Below are 18,485 nucleotides of genomic sequence, written 5' to 3' on the forward strand. Positions count from 1 at the left end.
GGATGGGGCGGGCTAATGATGGGGCGGCGGCGGCGCTGGAGGAGTACGCGGACCTGTTCGCCATGAACGGGGGCGACGCCTTCCGGGTGCGGAGTTACCAGAAGGCGGCCAAGGCCATCGCGGGGCATCCCGAGGACATCTCGAAGGTCGACGTCCGGCGGGTGCCCGGGGTCGGCGAGGCCATCGCGAAGAAGATGGAGGAGTGGCTCCAGCGGGGCAGCTTCCGGCAGCTCGACGAGTTGCGCGTCGTGGTCCCCGACGGGGTGCGGCGGCTGACGCGCGTCGCGACGCTCGGCCCGAAGAAGGCGGTCTACCTGTACCGGGAGCTCGGCATCGACTCCCCCGAGGCGCTGGCCGAGGCGATCCACCAGGGCAGGCTCGCGGGGTTGCGCGGGTTCGGGGCCAAGACCGAGGAGAACCTGCTCAAGGGCATCGAGCAGCTCCAGCGGGCCGGCGAGCGGGTGCACATCGGCGTGGCCATGGACCTGGCCGAGCGTGTCATCGCCTCGCTCCCGGCCGAGCGCGCCGCCTACGCCGGGTCGCTGCGCCGGATGAAGGACGTGGTCGGCGACGTCGACATCCTGGCCGTCGGGCCGGAGTCGCTCATGGAGGTCTTCAAGAAGCAGCCGTACGTCGCCGAGGTGATCGCGAGCGGGCCGCTGAAGACGTCGGTCCGCACGGTACAGGGCCTGCAGGTCGACCTGCGGGTAGTGCCGGCCGCCTCATGGGGCGCGGCGATGCAGTACTTCACCGGCTCCAAGGAGCACAACGTGCTGCTGCGCGAGATGTGCGTGAAGCGCGGCTGGAAGCTGTCGGAGTACGGCCTGTTCGAAGGTGAGACGGTCATCGCCTCGGAGACCGAGGAGGAGATCTACGAGGCGCTCGGCATGCAGTGGGTGCCACCGCCGCTGCGCGAGGACGGCGGCGAGGTCCAGGCGGCCCTGCGCCGCCGGCTGCCCGAGCTGGTGACCCTCGCCGACCTCAAAGGCGACCTGCACACCCACACCGACCTGACCGACGGCATCGCCACCCTCGAGGACATGGTCGAGGCCGCCGCCCGGCGCGGGTACGCGTACTACGCGGTCACCGACCACGCGCCGAACCTGTTCATGCAGCGCATGACGCTGGAGAAGGCGCTGGAACAACGCGCCCGGCTCCGCCGGCTCCAAGACGAATATCCGGACATGCGGTTGCTGCACGGCACCGAGCTCAACATCGACCCGGACGGCGAGGTCGACTGGCCGGCGGAGGTCCTGGAGGGCTTCGACGTGTGCGTGGCCTCGGTGCACTCGCACTTCACCCAGTCGCGCGAGGAGATGACCCGCCGGTTCATCACCGCCTGCGAGAACCCCAACGTGCACATCATCGGCCACCCCACCACCCGGAAGATCGGCAAGCGCCCGCCCGTGGACGCCGACTGGGAGGCCGTCTTCGAGGCGGCGGCGCGCACCGGCACCGCCATGGAGATCGACGCCTACCCCGACCGCGCCGACCTGCCCGCCGACCTGGTGCGGCTCGCCCGCCACCACGGGGTGAAGTTCTCCATCGACAGCGACTCGCACGCCGTGCCGCACATGGACAACCTGCGGTTCGGCGTCGGCCTCGCCCAGCGGGCCTGGCTGACCACCGACGACGTGATCAACACCTGGCCGCTCGACCGCCTGCTGTCCTTCCTCGGCCGCGCCTGAGCGTCCGCCCCCGGCTGCGTGTTTGGATGTCCACTCTGTCGATCGACCGGATTAGGGCTCACATCATGACGAACATCGGCAACACTGACCTCTCGGTCTTCCCGTTGTGCCTGGGTGGCAACGTCTTCGGCTGGACGGCGGACCGGGACACCTCGTTCGCGGTCCTGGACGCCTACGCCGAGGGCGGCGGGAACTTCGTGGACACCGCGGACGCCTACTCGGCGTGGGTGCCCGGCAACGAGGGGGGCGAGTCCGAGACGATCATCGGCGAGTGGATGGCCGAGCGCGGCAACCGCGACTCCGTCGTGATCGCCACCAAGGTCGGCAGGCAGCCCGGCGCCATGGGGCTCTCCGCGCGCAACATCCGCGTGTCGGTGGAGGGGTCGCTGCGCCGGCTCGGCACCGACAGGATCGACCTGTACTACGCCCACGCCGACGACAAGGACACCCCGCTGGAGGAGACGCTCACCGCGTTCGACGAGCTGGTCCGCGAGGGCAAGGTGCGTCACATCGGCGCGTCGAACTACGGCGCCGACCGGCTCAAGGAGGCGCTGGACGTCTCCGCGCGGCTGGGCGTCGCCCGGTACGCCGTCCTGCAGCAGCCCTACAACCTGGTGGAACGCGAGGGGTACGAGGGGCGGCTCGAAGAAGTGGCCGCCCGCGAGGGCGTGTCCAGCCTGCCGTACTACGGCCTCGCCAGGGGGTTCCTGAGCGGGAAGTACCGCCCGGGGGTCACCGTCGACTCGGCGCGGGCCGGCGGCGCCGCCCCGTACCTGAAGACCGAGCGGGGCCGCCGGGTGCTGGAGGCCCTGGACAAGGTGGCCGCGGCCCACGACGCCGAGGTGGCGGCCGTGGCGCTGGCGTGGCTGCTCAGCCGGCCCACCGTCGCGGCCCCGATCGCCAGCGCCAGGGTCCCCGAGCAGGTCCCGGCCCTGCTGGCCGCCGCCGACCTGATCCTGTCGCCGGACGAGGTCGCCCTGCTGGACCAGGCCTCCGCCTGACCGTTCCGCCTGGGGGACCAGGCCTCCGTGGACCGGGCCTGACGCAGCCGGGCCCGCCGCGCGGTGGCGGCGGGCCCGGTCGCGGGACCGTGGAGGTGAGGGGGACCCGCGGCCGGGCGGCTGAGGGGATCGCCCCCGGATCGCACCGGAGCCCCCGAGACGGGGGCCCCGATGCTCACCGGGAGGGGGCTCCGGCCGTCAGTGGTAGACCGCCTTCTCCGCGCCGGCGCCGGTGAGGGAACGGACCTCGATCTCGGCGTACTTCTGCGCGTTGAACTCCTTGCTCAGCCTCGTGCCGATGTACCCGGCGAGGAAGCCGAGCGGGATCGAGACCAGGCCCGGGTTCTCCAGCGGGAACCAGTTGAACTTGGCGTCGGGGAACAGCGATGTCGCCGTGCCCGAGACGACCGGGGAGAAGATCACGAGGAGGACGGCGGAGGTGAGGCCGCCGTAGATCGCCGAGACCGCTCCCGCGGTGTTGAACCGCTTCCAGAACAGGCTGTACAGGATGGCGGGCAGGTTGCCCGACGCCGCCACCGCGAACGCCAGCGCCACCAGGAACGCCACGTTGAGGTCCTGCGCGAAGATCGCGAGGACGATCGCGACGGCGCCGATGGCGAACGCGGCGATCCGGGCGACCCTGATCTCCTGCGCGTCGGTCGCGGTGCCCCGCTTGAACACGTGGGCGTACAGGTCGTGGGCGAAGCTCGACGACGAGGCCAGCGTCAGGCCCGCGACGACCGCGAGGATCGTGGCGAACGCGACGGCGGCGATGACCGCGAGCAGGATCGTCCCGCCGGTGTCCCCGAAGATGAGCTGGCCCACCTTCTGGGCGAGCTGTGGTGCCGCGGTGTTGCCCGCCTTGTTCTGCTCGGCGATGGCCTTGCTGCCCACCAGGGCGGCGGCACCGAAGCCGAGGACCAGGGTGAGCAGGTAGAACACGCCGATGATGCCGATGCCCCAGATGACGGACTTGCGGGCGACCTTGGCGGTCGGCACGGTGTAGAAGCGGATCAGGATGTGCGGCAGGCCGGCCGTGCCGAGCACGAGGGCGAGGCCCAGGCTGACCAGGTCGAGCTTGCTCGCCAGGCCCTTGGCCTCCACGCCGTACTTGAGCCCGGGCTCCAGGAACGCCGCGCCCTTGCCGCTCTGCTGGGCGGCGGTGCCGAGCAGGCTGGAGAGGTTGAAGCCGAAGTGGGCGAGCACGAGGATCGTCACCAGGGCGGCACCGGTCATCAGCAGCACGGCCTTGACGATCTGCACCCAGGTCGTGCCCTTCATGCCGCCGACGACCACGTAGACGATCATCAGCAGGCCGACGACCACGATCGTGCCCGCCTTGCCGGCCGGCGAGGTGATGCCGAACAGCAGGCCCACCAGGGCGCCGGCGCCGACCATCTGGGCGAGCAGGTAGAAGATGCTGACCGTGATGGTCGACACGCCGGCGGCGGTGCGTACCGGGCGCGGGCTCATGCGGAAGGCCAGCACGTCGGCCATCGTGTACTTGCCGGAGTTGCGCATCAGCTCGGCGACGAGCAGCAGCGCGACCAGCCAGGCGACCAGGAAGCCGATCGAGTACAGGAAGCCGTCGTACCCCGAGAGCGCGATGATGCCCGCGATGCCGAGGAACGAGGCGGCCGACATGTAGTCGCCGCCGATGGCCATGCCGTTCTGGAGGCCGGTGAACGAGCGGCCGCCCGCGTAGAAGTCGGTGGCGTTCTTGGTGTGGCGGCTCGCCCAGAAGGTGATGCCGAGCGTGGCCGCCACGAAGATCACGAAGAGCGTGATCGACAGTGCGTGGTTATTCACTGATCGTCCCCTCGACCTCACCGCGAAGCTTGCCTGACAGCGGGTCGAGCTTCTTGTCCGCGTGCCGGGCGTACGCCCACGCGATCAGGAATGTCGACACGAACTGCAGAATGCCGAAGATCAACGCCACGTTGACGTTGCCGAAGACCTTGGTCCCCATGAAGCCACGCGCCCACCCCGAAAGCACCACGTACAGCAGGTACCAAAGGAGGAAGCCCACGGTCACCGGAAAGGCCCAGTTGCGGTAGCGCCGGCGCAGCTCCTGGAATTCGGCACTGGCCTGCACCTGTTCATATGTGGATGACTCATCATGCTGAGTGGCCACGAGACCTCCCACGTTGTGATCTGGATCACGCTTACCGTAGGAGAGGCGCGGGGGCGTCGCGGAGAGGCCGGGAGGTGATTGTCGCCAAGCCGTCCCGACCCGTCGCTCACGGGGCGGGGTCCTGCGCCCAAAGGCGGGTTCCGCGCGACGAACGGCGGGCCCTCACGGGCCGGACGGGCGGTGCGGGTCCCTGGACGCAGGTCGGACGGGCGGCTCCGCGCGGGTCTCTGGACGCGGGCCGGTCAGGTGGAGCGGGGACGCCAGTCGCCGCGGTCGAGGTCGAGCGCCTCGGGCGCGTGCAGGCGCACCATCGTGCGCGCCACCCCGCGCGGCACCCGGCCGGGCGTGAGCAGCGACACGAGGATCATGACCGCGAAGGAGATCGGGACCGTCCACGCGGCCGGCTGGGCGAGCAGCGCCCCGGTCCAGCCGGTGTAGGGGCCGCCGGTGATGACCGCGATGACGGCGCCGCCGGCCAGCCCGCCCCCGGCGAGCAGCCCCGCCACCGCGCCGGCCGTGCTCAGCCGCCGCCACCAGATGCCGAGCACGAGCAGCGGGCAGAACGACGAGGCGGCGACCGCGAAGGCCAGGCCGACGACGTCGGCCACCGCGAGCGACCGGGCCACCGTGGCCAGCACGAGCGGCACCGTGACGGCCAGCAGCGTGGCGGCGCGGAACGACGGCACGCCGCCGCGCAGGATGTCCTGCCCGATGACGCCGGCGACCGACACCGCGAGCCCGGAGGAGGTGGACAGGAACGCGGCGAACGCCCCGGCGGTGACCAGCGCGCCGAGCAGGTCCCCCGCCGCCCCGCCGATCAGGCGGCCCGGCAGCGTCAGCACGACCGCGTCCGTGCGGCCGGTCATGAGCAGCTCGGGGGTGTAGAGCCGGCCCAGCGCCCCGTACACGGCCGGGAGCAGGTAGAACGCGCCGAGCAGGGTGAGCACGACGAGTGTCGTGCGACGCGCGGCCCGCCCGTCGGGGTTGGTGTAGAACCGGACCAGGACGTGCGGCAGGCCCATCGTGCCGAGGAAGGTGGCCAGGATCAGCGAGTACGTGGCGTAGAGCGGGTGCTCGCGGCTGTGCAGGGGCAGCGCCCACTGGTGGTCGGTGAGGACGGGCAGGTTCTCCACGTGCGGCACCGGCGTCCCGGCCGGGAAGGTGACCGTCGTGTCGTGGGCGATGGCGTGCGGGCCGGGCCGGAGCGTGACCCGTTGCCCGCTCATCCTCCTGCCGTCCAGGCGGCCGGTCACCGTCACCGCGACTGGCCGTTCGACGTTCACGGTCACGTCGGCGCTGACCGCGACGCTGACCGCGTCGGTGAAGACCGGCGGCGCGTCGCGCCCGAGCGCCGGCTTGCCGTGCGCGTACCAGGCGAACAGCAGGAACACCACGGGCAGGGCCAGCGCCGTCAGCTTCAGCCAGTACTGGAAGGCCTGGACGAAGGTGATCGAGCGCATCCCGCCGGACAGCACGTTGACCGCGACGACGACGGCCACCAGCAGGCCGCCCACCCACGGCGGCGCCCCGGTGATCGTGCGGAACACCAGGCCGGCGCTCTGGAACTGCGGCATCAGGTACAGCCAGCCGATCAGGACGACCAGCACGCTGGCCAGCCGGCGGACGGTCATCGACTCCAGGCGGGCCTCGGCGAAGTCGGGCAGCGTGTACGCGCCCGACCGGCGCAGCGGCGCCGAGACCAGGACGAGCAGCACCAGGTAGCCACCGGTCCAGCCGACCGGCAGCCACAACATGTCGGCCCCGTAGGCGAGGATCAGCCCGGCGATCCCGAGGAAGGACGCGGCCGAGAGGTACTCCCCGCCGATGGCCGAGGCGTTCCACAGGGGCGAGACCGTGCGCGAGGCGACGTAGAAGTCCGACGTCGTGCGGGACAGCCGCAGCCCGAACGCCCCGATGAGGATCGCGGCCACCACGACGACGATCACCGCCGTGAGCCCGAGCGCGGCACTCACCCCGCCGCCACGCCCTCGCGGCCCGGCGGGCGGGCGGCGCCCTCGGCCTGCGAGACCCTTGGCGCGCGGGACTGCCGGGCACCGAGCGCTCGGGCCATAGGCGTGCCGGGCGGGTTCACTGGCGTTCCACCAGGTCGGCGAAGTGACGCTCATTGCGCTCCGCCTGCCGCACGTACAGCCAGGCGCCCACGACGAACGCCGGGTAGATCAGCCCGGCGAGCACCACCCAGGGCAGCGGCAGCCCGAGGAGCCGCACCTCCCGCAGGTCCGGGACGAGCAGGAACAGCAGCGGCAGGCCGCCGATCACGCACCCGAGCACCGTGCAGACGAACAGGGCCAGCCGGAACTGGGTGCGGACCAGGGACCGCATGTAGACCTCACCGAGGCCCGTCTGCTCGTCGATCTCCATGGTGACCGGGTAGCGGGGCCTGCGGGCGGCCGTGGTACGCGGGCTGGTGACGACCTCACGCTTGGGCCGCTCCGGCGTCTTCGGCGTCACGAGTCGCGGCCCTTCCTGGCCCGGCGCACCAGCAGGTCGCGCAGCTCGCGGGTGTGCCTGCGGCTGACCGGGATCTCGGTGTCGCCGATCCGCACCGTGCAGCGGCCGGAGTCGATGTGCAGCTCGTCGATGTGCTTGACCGCCACCAGGTGGCTGCGGTGCACGCGGATGAACCCGGCGGCGGCCCAGCGCTCCTCCAGGGCGGCGAGCGGGATGCGCACCAGGTGGCTGCCGGTCGCGGTGTGCAGGCGGGCGTAGTCGCCCTGGGCCTCCACGTAGCGGACGTCGGAGCTGGCGACGAAGCGGGTGACCCCCGCGAGCTCCACCGGGATCGTCTCGGCGTCCGGCGCCGGGCGGGCGGGGTCTTCCAGGGCGCCGGGAGCGTCGGGGACGCCCGCGCAGACCCGGCGGATGGCCTCGGCGAGCCGTTCAGGCCGCACCGGTTTCAGCAGGTAGTCCTCGGCCTTGATCTCGAAGGCGTCGACCGCGTGCTCCTCGTAGGCGGTGACGAACACGACGCGGGGCGGCCGGGCGAACTGGGCCAGGAGCCGGCCGAGCACGACGCCGTCGAGGCCGCGCATCCGGATGTCGAGGAACACCGCCTCGACGGGCCTGCCCTCGGCCATGGCGCGGTCGAGCAGCTTCAGCGCCGACGCGCCGTCGCGGGCCGTGGCGACCTCGCCGATGCGCGGGTCGGCCCGGAGCAGGTACGCCAGGTCCTCCAGCGCAGGCTGCTCGTCGTCCACCGCCAGCACCCGCAGGCCGGTCACATCACGTCCATTCACCGATCGCACTCTCGAATCCACTAGAGAGTGATGAATCAGACTGTGGAAGTCAACGGCTCAGGTCAGCGGGGGCATAACAGTCTGGCGACGCCTCACCACCGCCCTCTTCGTCACCGGCCGACGGCGGTCAGGCGGAGACGCCCTGGCGGTACTTGGGGAGGCGCACGCTGATCTTGGCGCCGGCCCCCTGGGCCGTCTCGACGACCAGCCCGTACTCGTCGCCGTAGACGTGGCGGAGCCGCTCGTCCACGTTGGCCAGGCCGACCCCGCCCGCGCCCGAGCGCTCGTCGGGGTCGCCGGACAGGATCCGCCGCAGCCGCTCGGGGTCCATGCCGACGCCGTCGTCCTCGACGCTGATCAGGCACTCCGCCCCGGCGTCCTCGGCGATGATCGTGATGCGGCCGACCCCGTCCTTGCTCTCCAGGCCGTGCCGCACGGCGTTCTCCACCAGCGGCTGCAGGCACAGGAACGGCACGGCGACCGGCAGCACCTCCGGCGCGATGCGCAGCGTCACCCGGAGCTGGTCGCCGAACCGGGCGCGTTCCAGGGTGAGGTAGCGGTCGATGGAGCGCAGCTCCTCGGCCAGCGTGGTGAACTCGCCGTGCCGGCGGAAGGAGTAGCGGGTGAAGTCGGCGAAGTCCAGCAGCAGCTCACGGGCCCGCTCGGGGTCGGTGCGGACGAACGAGGCGATCGTGGTGAGCGAGTTGTAGATGAAGTGCGGGGAGATCTGCGCGCGCAGGGCCCGCACCTCCGCCTCCATGAGCAGGGTGCGCGAGCGGTCGAGCTCGGCCAGTTCGAGCTGGGAGTCGACCCAGGTGGCGACCTCCTGGGTCGCGCGGACCAGGCCCGCCGACGCGTGGTCTCCGTAGGCGGCCAGGGAGCCGACGACCCGCTCGTCGGTCGTGAGCGGCACCACCACCGCGTACCTGACCGGGCATTCGGGCAGCTCACAGGAGACAGCGTCGGGGCCGAGCACCTGGATGCGGCCGTCGCGCAGGGTCGCGGCGGCGTGGGCGAAGGCGTTCCCCGCGTGGTGGTCGCCCGCGCCGTCGTAGACGAGCAGCTCCTCGCCGCTGGTGATCGCGATGGCGGGCGAGCCGAGCAGCTCGCGCAGGTAGCGGGAGGCCTTCAGGGCCCCGGCGGCCGTCAGCCCGGCCCGCAGCGGCGGCGCGGCCAGGGACGCGGTGTGCAGGGTCTCGAACGTGGCCCGCTCCGCCGGGCTGGTGCCCAGCTCACGCCGCCCGCGCAGCACGCGCCACAGCACCACCGCCGGAACCCCGGCGAGCACAAGAAGCACGGTCACGGCCAGCAGCGGTTCCACGCCGCCGGAGCCTACCCGACCGTCCCGCCCCCAGCATCCGCCGATGATCGCCGACCGGCCCACCCGCCGCGCGAACGGCTCAGTCCACCTGCCCACCCGCCGCGCGGACGCCCCACCTGACCGCTCACCACCCAGCCCTGCCTCCCCCGGTCCACCCCGCCGTCCCGCACGAGCAAGGCCGATCACGGCCTGCGTGCGAGGTAGGCCCACACTCTGTGCCCGGTCGCCGGGGCGCCCTGGAAGCCGGTCCGTTCCGCCAAGGCGGTCACGATGGCCAGCCCACGCCCGCCTTCCGCGCACGGGACGTCCGCCTCGCCATGACCGCCGAACCGCGGGGCACCGGCCCCACCGAGGTCGGAGACGGTGACCAGGACCCTCGCGGCCGCCACGGGGCCGCCGAGCGGCTCACGGCGGGGCGAGGTGAGGATGATCTCCACAGCGAAGTGACCGCCCGGGGATCCGCTGCGAGTGTGGCGGACGGCGTTGCCCGCCAGTTCGCCGACGACCAGTTCGGCGTCGTCGGCGAACGGCGTGCCGCCGAGCAGGAGGCGGGTGAAGCGCCTGGCCTCCGCGGCCTGGTCGAGCGCGCCGGGAAAGGCGCGCCGCCAGATGAGGACCTCCGGGCCGGGTCGTACGGCCTCGTCGACCGGCACGGCGCGTGAGGAGCGGCCCGCACGCGGCGGGCCGGGCGAGATGATGAAATCGGCGGCCACGCGCGGCGCCTCGTCGCTGGGGTCGGTTCTGATGGACACGAGCCACAACGATCGACGAGCGAACGCACCTTACCGATCCCACCTTCCACCGTGGCGATCTTTCAACCGGAAACCCCGGTGACGTGCGCGAACATAGGTGCCTGGCTGATCACCACCCGTCGGGCACCTTGCTCGATGCCCCAGCTTTCGTCATTCTCGGTAGTCAGGAAACCACTTTGCGTATAAGTTCTGTGATCTGGGAACCTGTTCGAGCCGGGGAGGCATACGGCCATGTCGGGCGAGGGACTCCACATCCTGCTGGAATGCCGGCGACGCGGTGAGGCGCTGCGCGCCATGGGTTACACGTTCGACGAGGTGGCCGACATGTTCTCCGTCTGCCACGACGTCAGCCCGCTACGTCTGTACCGCTACGCCTACGGGCTCACCGCCGCCGAGGCCGCCGCGCGGTACAACGACCTCGACCCGGCGGGCACCGCCGCGCTGCGCGAGTCACGGCTGTACGAGTTCGAGCACTGGCCGCAGCGCGGCATGCGCCCGATCGCCCGCACCATCGCCCTGTTCGCACACGTCTACCGGACCACCGCCCGCCGCCTGGTCGGCGACCAGGTCTACGCCTCCTACAGCGTGCGCGACCGCGACCTCATCGACCGCACCGACCACCGCTCGTCCCATGCCACCCAGCGGTCCTCTGGCGTCCCGGCCGCCTTGCCGGGACATGCCACCATGGGTCAGGAAGTGGAAGCGGCACGCCCGGCGGCCCCGGTTCCCGGCTTCAAGGATTGCGCCGCGCTGCTGCGTGCCCTCACAGCCGAGGAGGCCGATGTGAAGCGCCGCGATCTGCTCTTCGAACTGGCCCTGGCGCTCGGCGGCGCCCCCGCCCTGGTGCTGCTGCGCCACCTGTCCCCACCCGAGAAGGACCGCCTGGCCACCGCGATCCGCTCCTCCACCCGGGTGGACGTCGCCACCGTGGAGCTGATCGAGAAACTCACCGCCCGCTGCCGCCGCCTGGACGACGAGTTCGGCCCGGCCAAGGTCCTGCCTGTCGTGGAGGGCCAGCGCAACCTCGTCGCCGACCTGCTGCACCGCGAGTCCCTGCTACCCGCCCTACGCGACCGGCTCATCCGCGCCTACGCCGAACTCAGCCAGCTCGCCGGCTGGCTCCACCACGACCTCCTCGACCACCCCGGAGCCCGCCGCCGCTACCAAGAGGGCCTCGCCGCAGCCCACCAGATCCGCGACCCCACTCTCATCGCCTATCTCCACACGTGTCTGGCCAACATGTCACGATTCCAGGGCCGCATCGGCGAGGCTCTCGACCACATCTACGCCGCGCAAGGATGGGCACGGCAGAGCCCGAGCACCCTGCTCCGATCGGTACACGCCGTGGACCTCGCACGGATCCTCGCCGCGGACGGCAGCGCCCGCGACAGCGAACACGCGCTGGTCCAGTCGCGCCACCTGGCCGAACGGCCGAGAACCGAAGCCGATCCCTCTTACCTCTACTGGTGGACGGCTGCGGGCGTCGAGAGGCACACGGCGGGCTGCATGGTCGCCTGGGGACGACCGGACGACGCCATCCGCACGGCCGAACGAGCCCTGTCAGCGGGAATGCGCAAACCCGCACGCGGCAGAACCCTCCTGGAGTATGCCGAGGCCCTCATCGACAAGCGAGAGATAGCCGCCGCAACCGACAAGATCCGCGAGGCGGTCCACATCACCGTGAGTCACAGCTCCGGACGCCTAGCCGACACCGTCCGCCAGACCCGCGCCCGCCTCCAGCCCTGGGCGGGCAACAAACACGTCCGCACCCTGGACGAGGAACTCCACTCCCTGGGGATCACCACCAGCCGGCCGGTCTAGCGCGACGCCGACATCCGGGAAACGCCCGTCCTCCTACGGCGGATGACGCACGCTTTCGGGTTCCCGGAGTCAGTTGATGGTGGCGGACCACCGGCCGCGCCGAAGGCGGATCGCGCCGTCAGGGGCGATTCGGACGTGTGCGCCGTACAGCGGCAGGTTGCCATGCTCCAGCCAGTGGTCGCGGGCCTCGTCGAGCAGGTTCCACAGACGGCGCGGGCCGCCCTGGTGCACGACCGCGATCTCCCGGCCGATCTGCTCGGCCCGCGCCCATGAGCCGTCTTCGTGGACCATGAGAGCGATCCGGGTGTCGCCGGTCTCGTGGTAGCCGTGCTCGATGCCGGGGGCCATGACCTCCAGCATGGAACGCAGCTCCCACGCGTTCTCCTCGATGTCGATGACGGGGAACCGGCCGTTCGAGACCTGCTCGCCGTCCGCCGTGCGCGCGGTCTCCATCAGCCCGGCCAGGCCCGGCGGATACTCGGCGCCGGTCCTGGTCTTCATGAACATCGCCCAGTCCCGTTCGATCTGGCCGACCGCGCCGCCGTCGTCGGTCTTCACAGCGGCCACGATGAGCGAGGTGTTGGTGATGGTCGTCACCAGACGGCCGCCGGGGTTGAGCGCGGCCAACCAGGATGCGGGGATGGGTCGTACCGCCACCATCGCCACGATCCGGTCGAACGTCCATGGAATATCTCCGATGGCGTTGATCGTCGCGATGCGTGGGTCGTAGTCGAGTTCGGCCAGTCGCGCCGCGGCCAGGGACGTCACGTAGTCGTCCACGTCGATGCTGGTCACCCGCTCATCACCGAACCGGTGACACAGCAGGGCGGCGCCGTATCCCGAGCCGGTACCGACATCGAGAATGGCCTGCTTGTCCCCGATACGGGCATGCCGGTACATCTGCAGAACCAAGCCCGGCAGCGTGGAGGAAGAGGTGGGCAGCCCGGTCGGCTCATCATGCGCCGTGGCCTGGTCAGCATGGAGGCTGCCGATCTTGGTGACGAGTGTGCGGTTCTGATAGGCGGAGTCCAGCCAGGCCTTCTCGTCGGCCGGACCGTACCGCAGTTTCCAGTGGTCGTCCGCCCACTGCCACCAAGCGGGGACGAACCGGTGGCGGGGGGTGACGCAGACCGCGTCGCGCCACCGCGATCCCGCGTGAGTGATGCGGTCGGCGAGCTCATGCGCACGAGATGGCCAGTCCATTTCAGCAGTGTCCTCTGTATCGGGCGCCGCCCGTCATCGCGGCACTTCGGCGACTTGAACCCGCCGCACGGGCAGGATGAGGGCGTCGCCCTCACAGAGGGTCTCAGCCGGCGCGCAGTCGTCTCCATCCGACCCCGGGTTGCAGTCTGTCGCGCCGCGGCGGGGTACCTGCCCTAGGAGGTCCTGCCAGATCTGCCCGGCGAGGATCTCCGCGAGCGGTGTGATCTTGACGTTGCCCGCCGGTCGCAGGAACCGGGACATGACGCACATCCACACGTTCCCATTGGAGGAGACAGCGGCGCGGCCGTTCCCACACTGTCCGCACAACTCCTTGACACCCATTTCGATGGCAGCGGCGCCTCGACCCACACCGCGCATCCGGTCGATAGGGCCGAGGCGGTTCACACCGAGGGCCTTCATCTGCGTGTGCGCCTGCTCGGCACGCTGCCCCTCCTGAAGCTTCACGATGGCGACCTTGAGGGGGATGCCGCGCTGAAGGGCTTCTTGGATGCCGGCGAGGGTCCGAGCGTGGGAGCCGCGGCGCTGCGTGATTTGGTCGTGCTCGTCGGGGTCGTCGGAGTAGTACGACGTGGCCAGCGTGATGTTGGGGTCGCCGAGCAGGTCCCAGAGCCGATCGGGCAGGTGGTAGAGGTTGGAGAACACCTGTGTCTTCAAACCCTGCGCGAGGGCGTGTCGCACCAGCCGCTCGAAGTCGGGATGCTTGGTCGGCTCGCCGCCGATGAATTGCACGGTTTCGACCCCGGCGGCGGGAACGGAGCCGAGCAGGTTCTCCCAGTCGCTGGTAGTCATGGTCCCGTGTCCGGCTCTGGGACCTGAATCGGCGTAGCAGTGGCCGCACTGGAGCTGGCAGCGGCCGGTGATCTCCAGCTCCAGGAAGTGAACCGGAGCGGGCTGCACAGGATGGGGGGCCCGCAGCACCTGGTGGTTCGCCTCCGGCAGGACGAGCCCGTCCTCGTGGTCGGGGCGGAGCGACGATTGCTGCTCCAGGAAAGGGCTAGCGATCAGCTCATGCACGGAGACCTCCAGATCAGATCACCAATCGTGTCGATAACACGACCGTCCGTGCATCATGTTGAGCGGCTTCCGAGGCGCTGCCTGGAGAATTGATTTGGACAGTCACTAAGGACAAATCAATAAATCCTGCTTTGTAGCTATCTGCGTAATTCAACAGCCATCACGTCGGCTATTTCCGCGTCGGGGAAGGGTTGCATGGTCCCCACGACGCTCCATCCCAGATGTTCATACATGGCGTGAGCAGGTGCGGCAGGTAGCGACAGGAGGATGGCCCACTTCTCAGGCCGACCGGCCAGTAGCTCGTCCAGGAGTCGCCTGCCGTAACCGTGGCCTCGATACTCTCGGCGGAGGTTGAGCTCGACAACCGCGAATTTGTCGACATTGACGAGTTCCTCGGAAGGCCCCGGTCCTCCTCCCCACCAGCGGCCTGCCGGGACACGAAACCCGAAGGCGAATCCGGCCAGAGTGCCGCCGGACCTAGCTACCACCAGGTCGAACCCTTCATTTTCCATCTGCTTGCGGCTTCGATCGAGGAACCGGTCGCGTTGGTAGAGCGGGCCGGAATTGTACGGCGGCTCTGCGCGGATGTCCAGGTAGACATCGACATACTCGTCGTCGAGTTCCTCGGTCGCGTGATGGCCGTCGTGATGGGCGTAGGTGATACTCATCAGGTCCTCCCGGCTCCCGGCAACGCGAACAGCTTGCGGTATTCGATCACAGTGGGCCGGGTCGACTCCATTGCGGGAACCGCCGTGGCGATGGCTGCGGCATTGTGCAGCATGAAACTGTTGATGTGATCGGGCGGCATCCGGTCGAGCACGGTCCGGGCATGTGTCAGGCCCGAGTCGATATGCCCGCGTTGCACCTCGGAATAGGCGCAGTGCAGCTCGACCTGCGTGCGCTGCCTGCTCGTCTCGGAAGGGTAAGCGTCCATCGCCTGCCGCTGGGCGGCGTCGACATCGGAATGCCCTGTGAGCGTGTACACCAGCGACCGCGAGTACAGGACACGGGTTTCAGGCCATCCCTCTACCAACAGCCTGTCAGATGTGATCCTTTCGGGGAGCCGCTGGAAGATGCGCGCTTGCTCATCGAGGTCAGCGTAGGCGTCGGCCGCATGCCCCATGAGCGCATACACATGAGCGCGGGCGCCCAGAGCCGAGCCGGTTGCGACGCACGCACGGCCTTGAGTGAGGTCCAATGCGCGGGTGGTTCGGGACAGTACCAGCGGGAGCGGACGTCGCTCGTGGAGTGCTTGAACCGCTTCTCGGGCGTACATCAGCGCGAGCAAGTCGTGATCGCCGGTTTGTTCAGCGGCACGCTGTGCCGATCCCCACCAATGGTGCGACTCGCGGGAATGCCCCGCGCAGCCGAGTGCATAAGCCATCAGCATCGTCACCTGCGCGTTGACACGAAGCCACCGACTGATCTCGGCCGACGGCACCGACGTCATGCTGTGCTGGATGGCGAGTATGTCGACGGAGAGATCACGTATTACGTCGGAGATGGCTGGTGAGAACACCGCATGCGCGTACTCCCATGCCGTCTCCTCCCACTCCGCGATCCCGGGGCGGCCCACGGCACGGTCGACAACTGACCGGAGGTGTTCCAGTTCTTCGATGGGCGGTAAGGCAGCCGAAGCGCCGACAGTGGCGATGCCGCCGAGAAGCCGGCGACGCAGACGATCCATACCGTCAGAATCCCACTGGAACGCGGTGTCTGCGCTCGCGGGGATTTCGCCCCCTATGCTCGCGGCATAAAGGGCCACCAGGAAGCCATCCGCCCGCAGGACCTCGTCAAGCCGCCCTACGACATCGCGGGTCGCTTTGCGTTCACCTCGCTCCATCTTGGACAGCGCGGAGGTACTCGTCAGCACCATGGGCGCGAGCGTCGGCAAGGCCAGTCCACGGTGCATCCGCCAATGCCGCAGTGCGGCACCGAGCAAATGCCCTGGAGAGAGGGAGGCGTCCACGGGATCGGGCTCGCGGGACACAGCACCTCCTGCGTTTCTCGCATTCGGATAGGCGGCGTTGTCCAAATGGAAGGCCTTGGAATCGCACCGTGATCGAGTTCAGCATGACACATGACTCCACACTCCGCGTCGGGATGATGACGCATCGTCACTCATATGAAGGAGCTGCCGAGATACGGCGCTCTAGGCCGGTCGGCGATGCGAGCGATCGTGAGTCTGATGGGCACTGGTCGCGCGGGTGGCAGCCGGTTCAGGAGCGTGGAGCCGCGCCGGGTGACAGAGGACGCCTGCCCCTTCGGGCAATCGACGGCTTTCGGGTTGGCGAGGCCTCTGCGCGCGCGACGGAAGTCGGGCGGAGCCCAGAAAAACAGTCCGAGCGAAGCGAGGCCCATTTCCCCGGGCGGTGAGCGGCATGAAAGCCGCACGGGACATTACGGGGTGGCTTCGAATTTCCGCCGGTGAAGGGCATGAAAGCCGCACGGGACGCTGTGGGGTGGCTTCGAGGGCCTCGCGGATCCTTTCGGCGTGGGAAGCGGCCTCGCGTCGCGTTCGGGCAGGCGCCGGCTTTCGGGTTGGGGAGGCCTCTGCGCGCTACGGAGGTCGGGCGGAGCCCCAGAAAAACAGCCCGAGCGGAGCGAGGCCCATTTCCCCGGGCGGTGAGGGACGTGAAAGCCCCGTGTGGGACGTTATGGGGTGGCTTTGAGGGTCTTGCGGATTTTGTCGGCGTAGGAGGTGGCTTCGGGGTCGTTGTCGTACTTGAGGCGGGGCCAGAAGAAGCCGCGCAAGCCGTCCTTGCGGTTGCGTGGGACGACGTGGGTGTGCAGGTGGGGGACGCTCTGGCTGATGCGGTTGTTCATCGCCACGAAGCTGCCCGCCGCCCCGAGCCCATCCTCCATCGCGCGTGACACCGCCTGGACCCGCGCGAAGTACGGCCCGAGCGCATCGGCGGGCAGGTCGGCGAGGGTCTCGGCGTGCTCCCTCGGGATGACGAGCACGTGGCCCTTGAAGACCGGGCGGGCGTCCAGGAAGGCCACGGCGACGTCGTCGGCGAGCACGATATGGGCGGGGAGCTCTCCGGCGGCGATGCGGCAGAACAGGCAGTCCCCGCCGGTCTTCGGGGCGCCGGTGGGCGGGGTCACCAGCCGACCTTGGCGGTGCCGGAGAGGAGGGAGCGGGCGATGACCATGCGCTGGACGTCGTTGGTGCCCTCGCCGATCGCCATGAGCGGGGCGTCCCGGTAGAGGCGCTCGACCACGTACTCCTGGGAGTACCCGTACCCGCCGTGGATGCGCATGGACTCCATCGTCGCGCGCAGCGCCACCTCGGAGGCGAAGTACTTGGCCATCGCCGCCTCGGAGGTGACCGCGCCCGCCTCCGACCGGGAGGCCGCCCAGTACGTGAGCAGCCGCGCGGCCTGGATGTCGGTGGCCATGTCGGCGAGCTTGAGCTGGATGGCCTGGAACTCGGCGATGGGCTGCCCGAAGGCGTGCCGCTCCTTGGAGTAGCCGAGGGCGGCCTCGTAGGCGCACTGGGACACCCCGACCGCGCGGGCGGCGATGTTGACCCGGCCGAGTTCCAGCGCCGACAGGACCTGCTGCATGCCGCGCCCCTCGGCCGCCCCGAGCAGGCTGGAGGCGGGCACCCGGACGCCGTCGAAGACGACCTCGCAGGTCTCGGTGCCCTTGTACCCGAGCTTGGGCAGGTCGCGGCTGACGGTGAAGCCCCGGTCGGCGTCAACGAGCAGCACCGACATGCCCTTGTGCGCGGGCTCGGCGGCGGAGGTCTTGACCAGCACCGGCAGCGGGTCGGCGTGCCGGGCGTTGGTGATCCACGTCTTGGTGCCGTGGATCACGTACTCGTCGCCCTCACGCACTGCGCGGGTCTGGATGCCCTGCAGGTCGGTGCCGGCGCCGGGTTCGGTGAGCGCGATGCCCGTGCGGCGGGCGCCGGTGGCCAGGTCGGGCAGGTACGCCGCCCGCTGCTCGTCGGTGCCGTACTTGGCGATCATCCAGGAGGCGAGGGAGTGGGAGCCGAGCACGCCGGCCACGCCCATCCAGCCCCGGGCGATCTCCTCGAAGACCAGGGCGAACGACACCCGGTCCAGGTCGAGGCCGCCGTACTCCTCGGGGATGGTGACGCCGAAGAGGCCGAGCCGCCTGAAGCCCTCGATGATCTCCTCGGGGTGGCGTCCCTCGCGCTCCCATTCGGAGGCGACCGGGACGATCTCCTGGTCGACGAACGCGCGGAGGGTACGCCGGAACAGGTCCTGGTCCTCGTTCAGCTCGAAATCCATGCGGGCGTCCG

The 18,485-nt window shown here is 70.0% G+C and carries 16 protein-coding genes; 3 read left to right on the forward strand and 13 right to left on the reverse strand.

Annotation, left to right across the window (positions count from 1 at the left end):
- The first annotated feature begins 2 nt into the window (after positions 1-2).
- Both polX and NYZ98_RS13270 read left to right on the forward strand, forming a co-directional pair.
- Complete coding sequence (polX, locus tag NYZ98_RS13265; RefSeq protein WP_262843037.1) at positions 3-1,688, forward strand: DNA polymerase/3'-5' exonuclease PolX; 1,686 nt, start codon at positions 3-5, stop codon at positions 1,686-1,688.
- Between the two features lie 65 nt (positions 1,689-1,753).
- Positions 1,754-2,689 carry an aldo/keto reductase gene (locus tag NYZ98_RS13270; RefSeq protein WP_262843038.1) on the forward strand — a complete coding sequence of 312 codons (936 nt, stop codon included), beginning with the start codon at positions 1,754-1,756 and terminating at the stop codon, positions 2,687-2,689.
- Positions 2,690-2,887: 198 nt separating this feature from the next.
- Here the strand turns inward: NYZ98_RS13270 and NYZ98_RS13275 are convergent, their stop codons facing one another.
- The 7 genes from NYZ98_RS13275 to NYZ98_RS13305 all read right to left on the reverse strand — a co-directional run bounded on the left by NYZ98_RS13275 (position 2,888) and on the right by NYZ98_RS13305 (position 10,153).
- Entirely contained in the window at positions 2,888-4,498 is a 1,611-nt protein-coding gene (locus NYZ98_RS13275; RefSeq protein WP_262843039.1) for a solute symporter family protein, read from the reverse strand.
- Positions 4,491-4,823 carry a DUF485 domain-containing protein gene (locus NYZ98_RS13280; protein ID WP_262843040.1) on the reverse strand — a complete coding sequence of 111 codons (333 nt, stop codon included), beginning with the start codon at positions 4,821-4,823 and terminating at the stop codon, positions 4,491-4,493. Before NYZ98_RS13280 ends, NYZ98_RS13275 begins: the two co-directional genes overlap by 8 nt.
- Positions 4,824-5,065: 242 nt before the next feature.
- On the reverse strand, positions 5,066-6,796 hold the full coding sequence (locus tag NYZ98_RS13285) for a sodium/solute symporter (protein WP_262843041.1): 1,731 nt from the start codon (positions 6,794-6,796) through the stop codon (positions 5,066-5,068).
- A 115-nt stretch (positions 6,797-6,911) separates the two neighbouring features.
- Positions 6,912-7,295 (reverse strand): hypothetical protein, encoded by a 384-nt coding sequence (locus tag NYZ98_RS13290; protein WP_262843042.1) that lies wholly within the window; start codon positions 7,293-7,295, stop codon positions 6,912-6,914.
- On the reverse strand, positions 7,292-8,065 hold the full coding sequence (locus NYZ98_RS13295) for a LytR/AlgR family response regulator transcription factor (RefSeq protein ID WP_262843119.1): 774 nt from the start codon (positions 8,063-8,065) through the stop codon (positions 7,292-7,294). Before NYZ98_RS13295 ends, NYZ98_RS13290 begins: the two co-directional genes overlap by 4 nt.
- 142 nt (positions 8,066-8,207) lie before the next feature.
- A complete protein-coding gene (locus NYZ98_RS13300) occupies positions 8,208-9,401 on the reverse strand; it encodes a sensor histidine kinase (RefSeq protein WP_262843043.1) in 1,194 nt (397 codons plus the stop codon).
- A gap of 182 nt (positions 9,402-9,583) precedes the next feature.
- Positions 9,584-10,153: an ATP-binding protein gene (locus NYZ98_RS13305; protein ID WP_262843044.1), complete on the reverse strand. Its 570-nt coding sequence runs from the start codon at positions 10,151-10,153 to the stop codon at positions 9,584-9,586.
- Between the two features lie 231 nt (positions 10,154-10,384).
- Here NYZ98_RS13305 and NYZ98_RS13310 point away from each other — a divergent pair, with 231 nt between their 5' ends.
- On the forward strand, positions 10,385-11,974 hold the full coding sequence (locus tag NYZ98_RS13310; RefSeq protein ID WP_262843045.1) for a hypothetical protein: 1,590 nt from the start codon (positions 10,385-10,387) through the stop codon (positions 11,972-11,974).
- A gap of 69 nt (positions 11,975-12,043) precedes the next feature.
- Here the strand turns inward: NYZ98_RS13310 and NYZ98_RS13315 are convergent, their stop codons facing one another.
- The 6 genes from NYZ98_RS13315 to NYZ98_RS13340 all read right to left on the reverse strand — a co-directional run bounded on the left by NYZ98_RS13315 (position 12,044) and on the right by NYZ98_RS13340 (position 18,474).
- Positions 12,044-13,177: a methyltransferase domain-containing protein gene (locus NYZ98_RS13315; RefSeq protein ID WP_262843046.1), complete on the reverse strand. Its 1,134-nt coding sequence runs from the start codon at positions 13,175-13,177 to the stop codon at positions 12,044-12,046.
- A 33-nt stretch (positions 13,178-13,210) separates the two neighbouring features.
- Positions 13,211-14,212 carry a radical SAM protein gene (locus NYZ98_RS13320; RefSeq protein ID WP_262843047.1) on the reverse strand — a complete coding sequence of 334 codons (1,002 nt, stop codon included), beginning with the start codon at positions 14,210-14,212 and terminating at the stop codon, positions 13,211-13,213.
- A 137-nt stretch (positions 14,213-14,349) separates the two neighbouring features.
- Positions 14,350-14,880, reverse strand: a complete 531-nt coding sequence (locus NYZ98_RS13325; protein ID WP_262843048.1) for a GNAT family N-acetyltransferase — start codon at positions 14,878-14,880, stop codon at positions 14,350-14,352.
- The gene (locus tag NYZ98_RS13330) at positions 14,880-16,202 is read right to left on the reverse strand and encodes a helix-turn-helix domain-containing protein (protein ID WP_262843049.1); all 1,323 of its coding nucleotides are present in this window, start codon (positions 16,200-16,202) and stop codon (positions 14,880-14,882) included. The genes NYZ98_RS13325 and NYZ98_RS13330 overlap by 1 nt, the downstream gene beginning before the upstream one ends.
- 665 nt (positions 16,203-16,867) lie before the next feature.
- Positions 16,868-17,320: an HIT family protein gene (locus tag NYZ98_RS13335; protein WP_262843050.1), complete on the reverse strand. Its 453-nt coding sequence runs from the start codon at positions 17,318-17,320 to the stop codon at positions 16,868-16,870.
- The gene (locus NYZ98_RS13340; protein ID WP_262843051.1) at positions 17,317-18,474 is read right to left on the reverse strand and encodes an acyl-CoA dehydrogenase family protein; all 1,158 of its coding nucleotides are present in this window, start codon (positions 18,472-18,474) and stop codon (positions 17,317-17,319) included. Before NYZ98_RS13340 ends, NYZ98_RS13335 begins: the two co-directional genes overlap by 4 nt.
- Between the last annotated feature and the right edge of the window lie 11 nt (positions 18,475-18,485).

Origin of the sequence: Sphaerisporangium corydalis, assembly GCF_025506355.1 — a bacterium.
GTDB classification, from domain to species: domain Bacteria; phylum Actinomycetota; class Actinomycetes; order Streptosporangiales; family Streptosporangiaceae; genus Sphaerisporangium; species Sphaerisporangium corydalis.

Excerpts from the sequence above, each read along its gene's own strand:
- NYZ98_RS13315 (WP_262843046.1), bottom strand. The coding sequence starts at position 13,177 with ATGGACTGGCCATCTCGTGCGCATGAGCTCGCCGACCGCATCACTCAC.
- NYZ98_RS13340 (WP_262843051.1), bottom strand. The coding sequence starts at position 18,474 with ATGGATTTCGAGCTGAACGAGGACCAGGACCTGTTCCGGCGTACCCTC.
- NYZ98_RS13325 (WP_262843048.1), bottom strand. The coding sequence starts at position 14,880 with ATGAGTATCACCTACGCCCATCACGACGGCCATCACGCGACCGAGGAA.
- polX (WP_262843037.1), top strand. The coding sequence starts at position 3 with ATGGGGCGGGCTAATGATGGGGCGGCGGCGGCGCTGGAGGAGTACGCG.
- NYZ98_RS13270 (WP_262843038.1), top strand. The coding sequence starts at position 1,754 with ATGACGAACATCGGCAACACTGACCTCTCGGTCTTCCCGTTGTGCCTG.
- NYZ98_RS13310 (WP_262843045.1), top strand. The coding sequence starts at position 10,385 with ATGTCGGGCGAGGGACTCCACATCCTGCTGGAATGCCGGCGACGCGGT.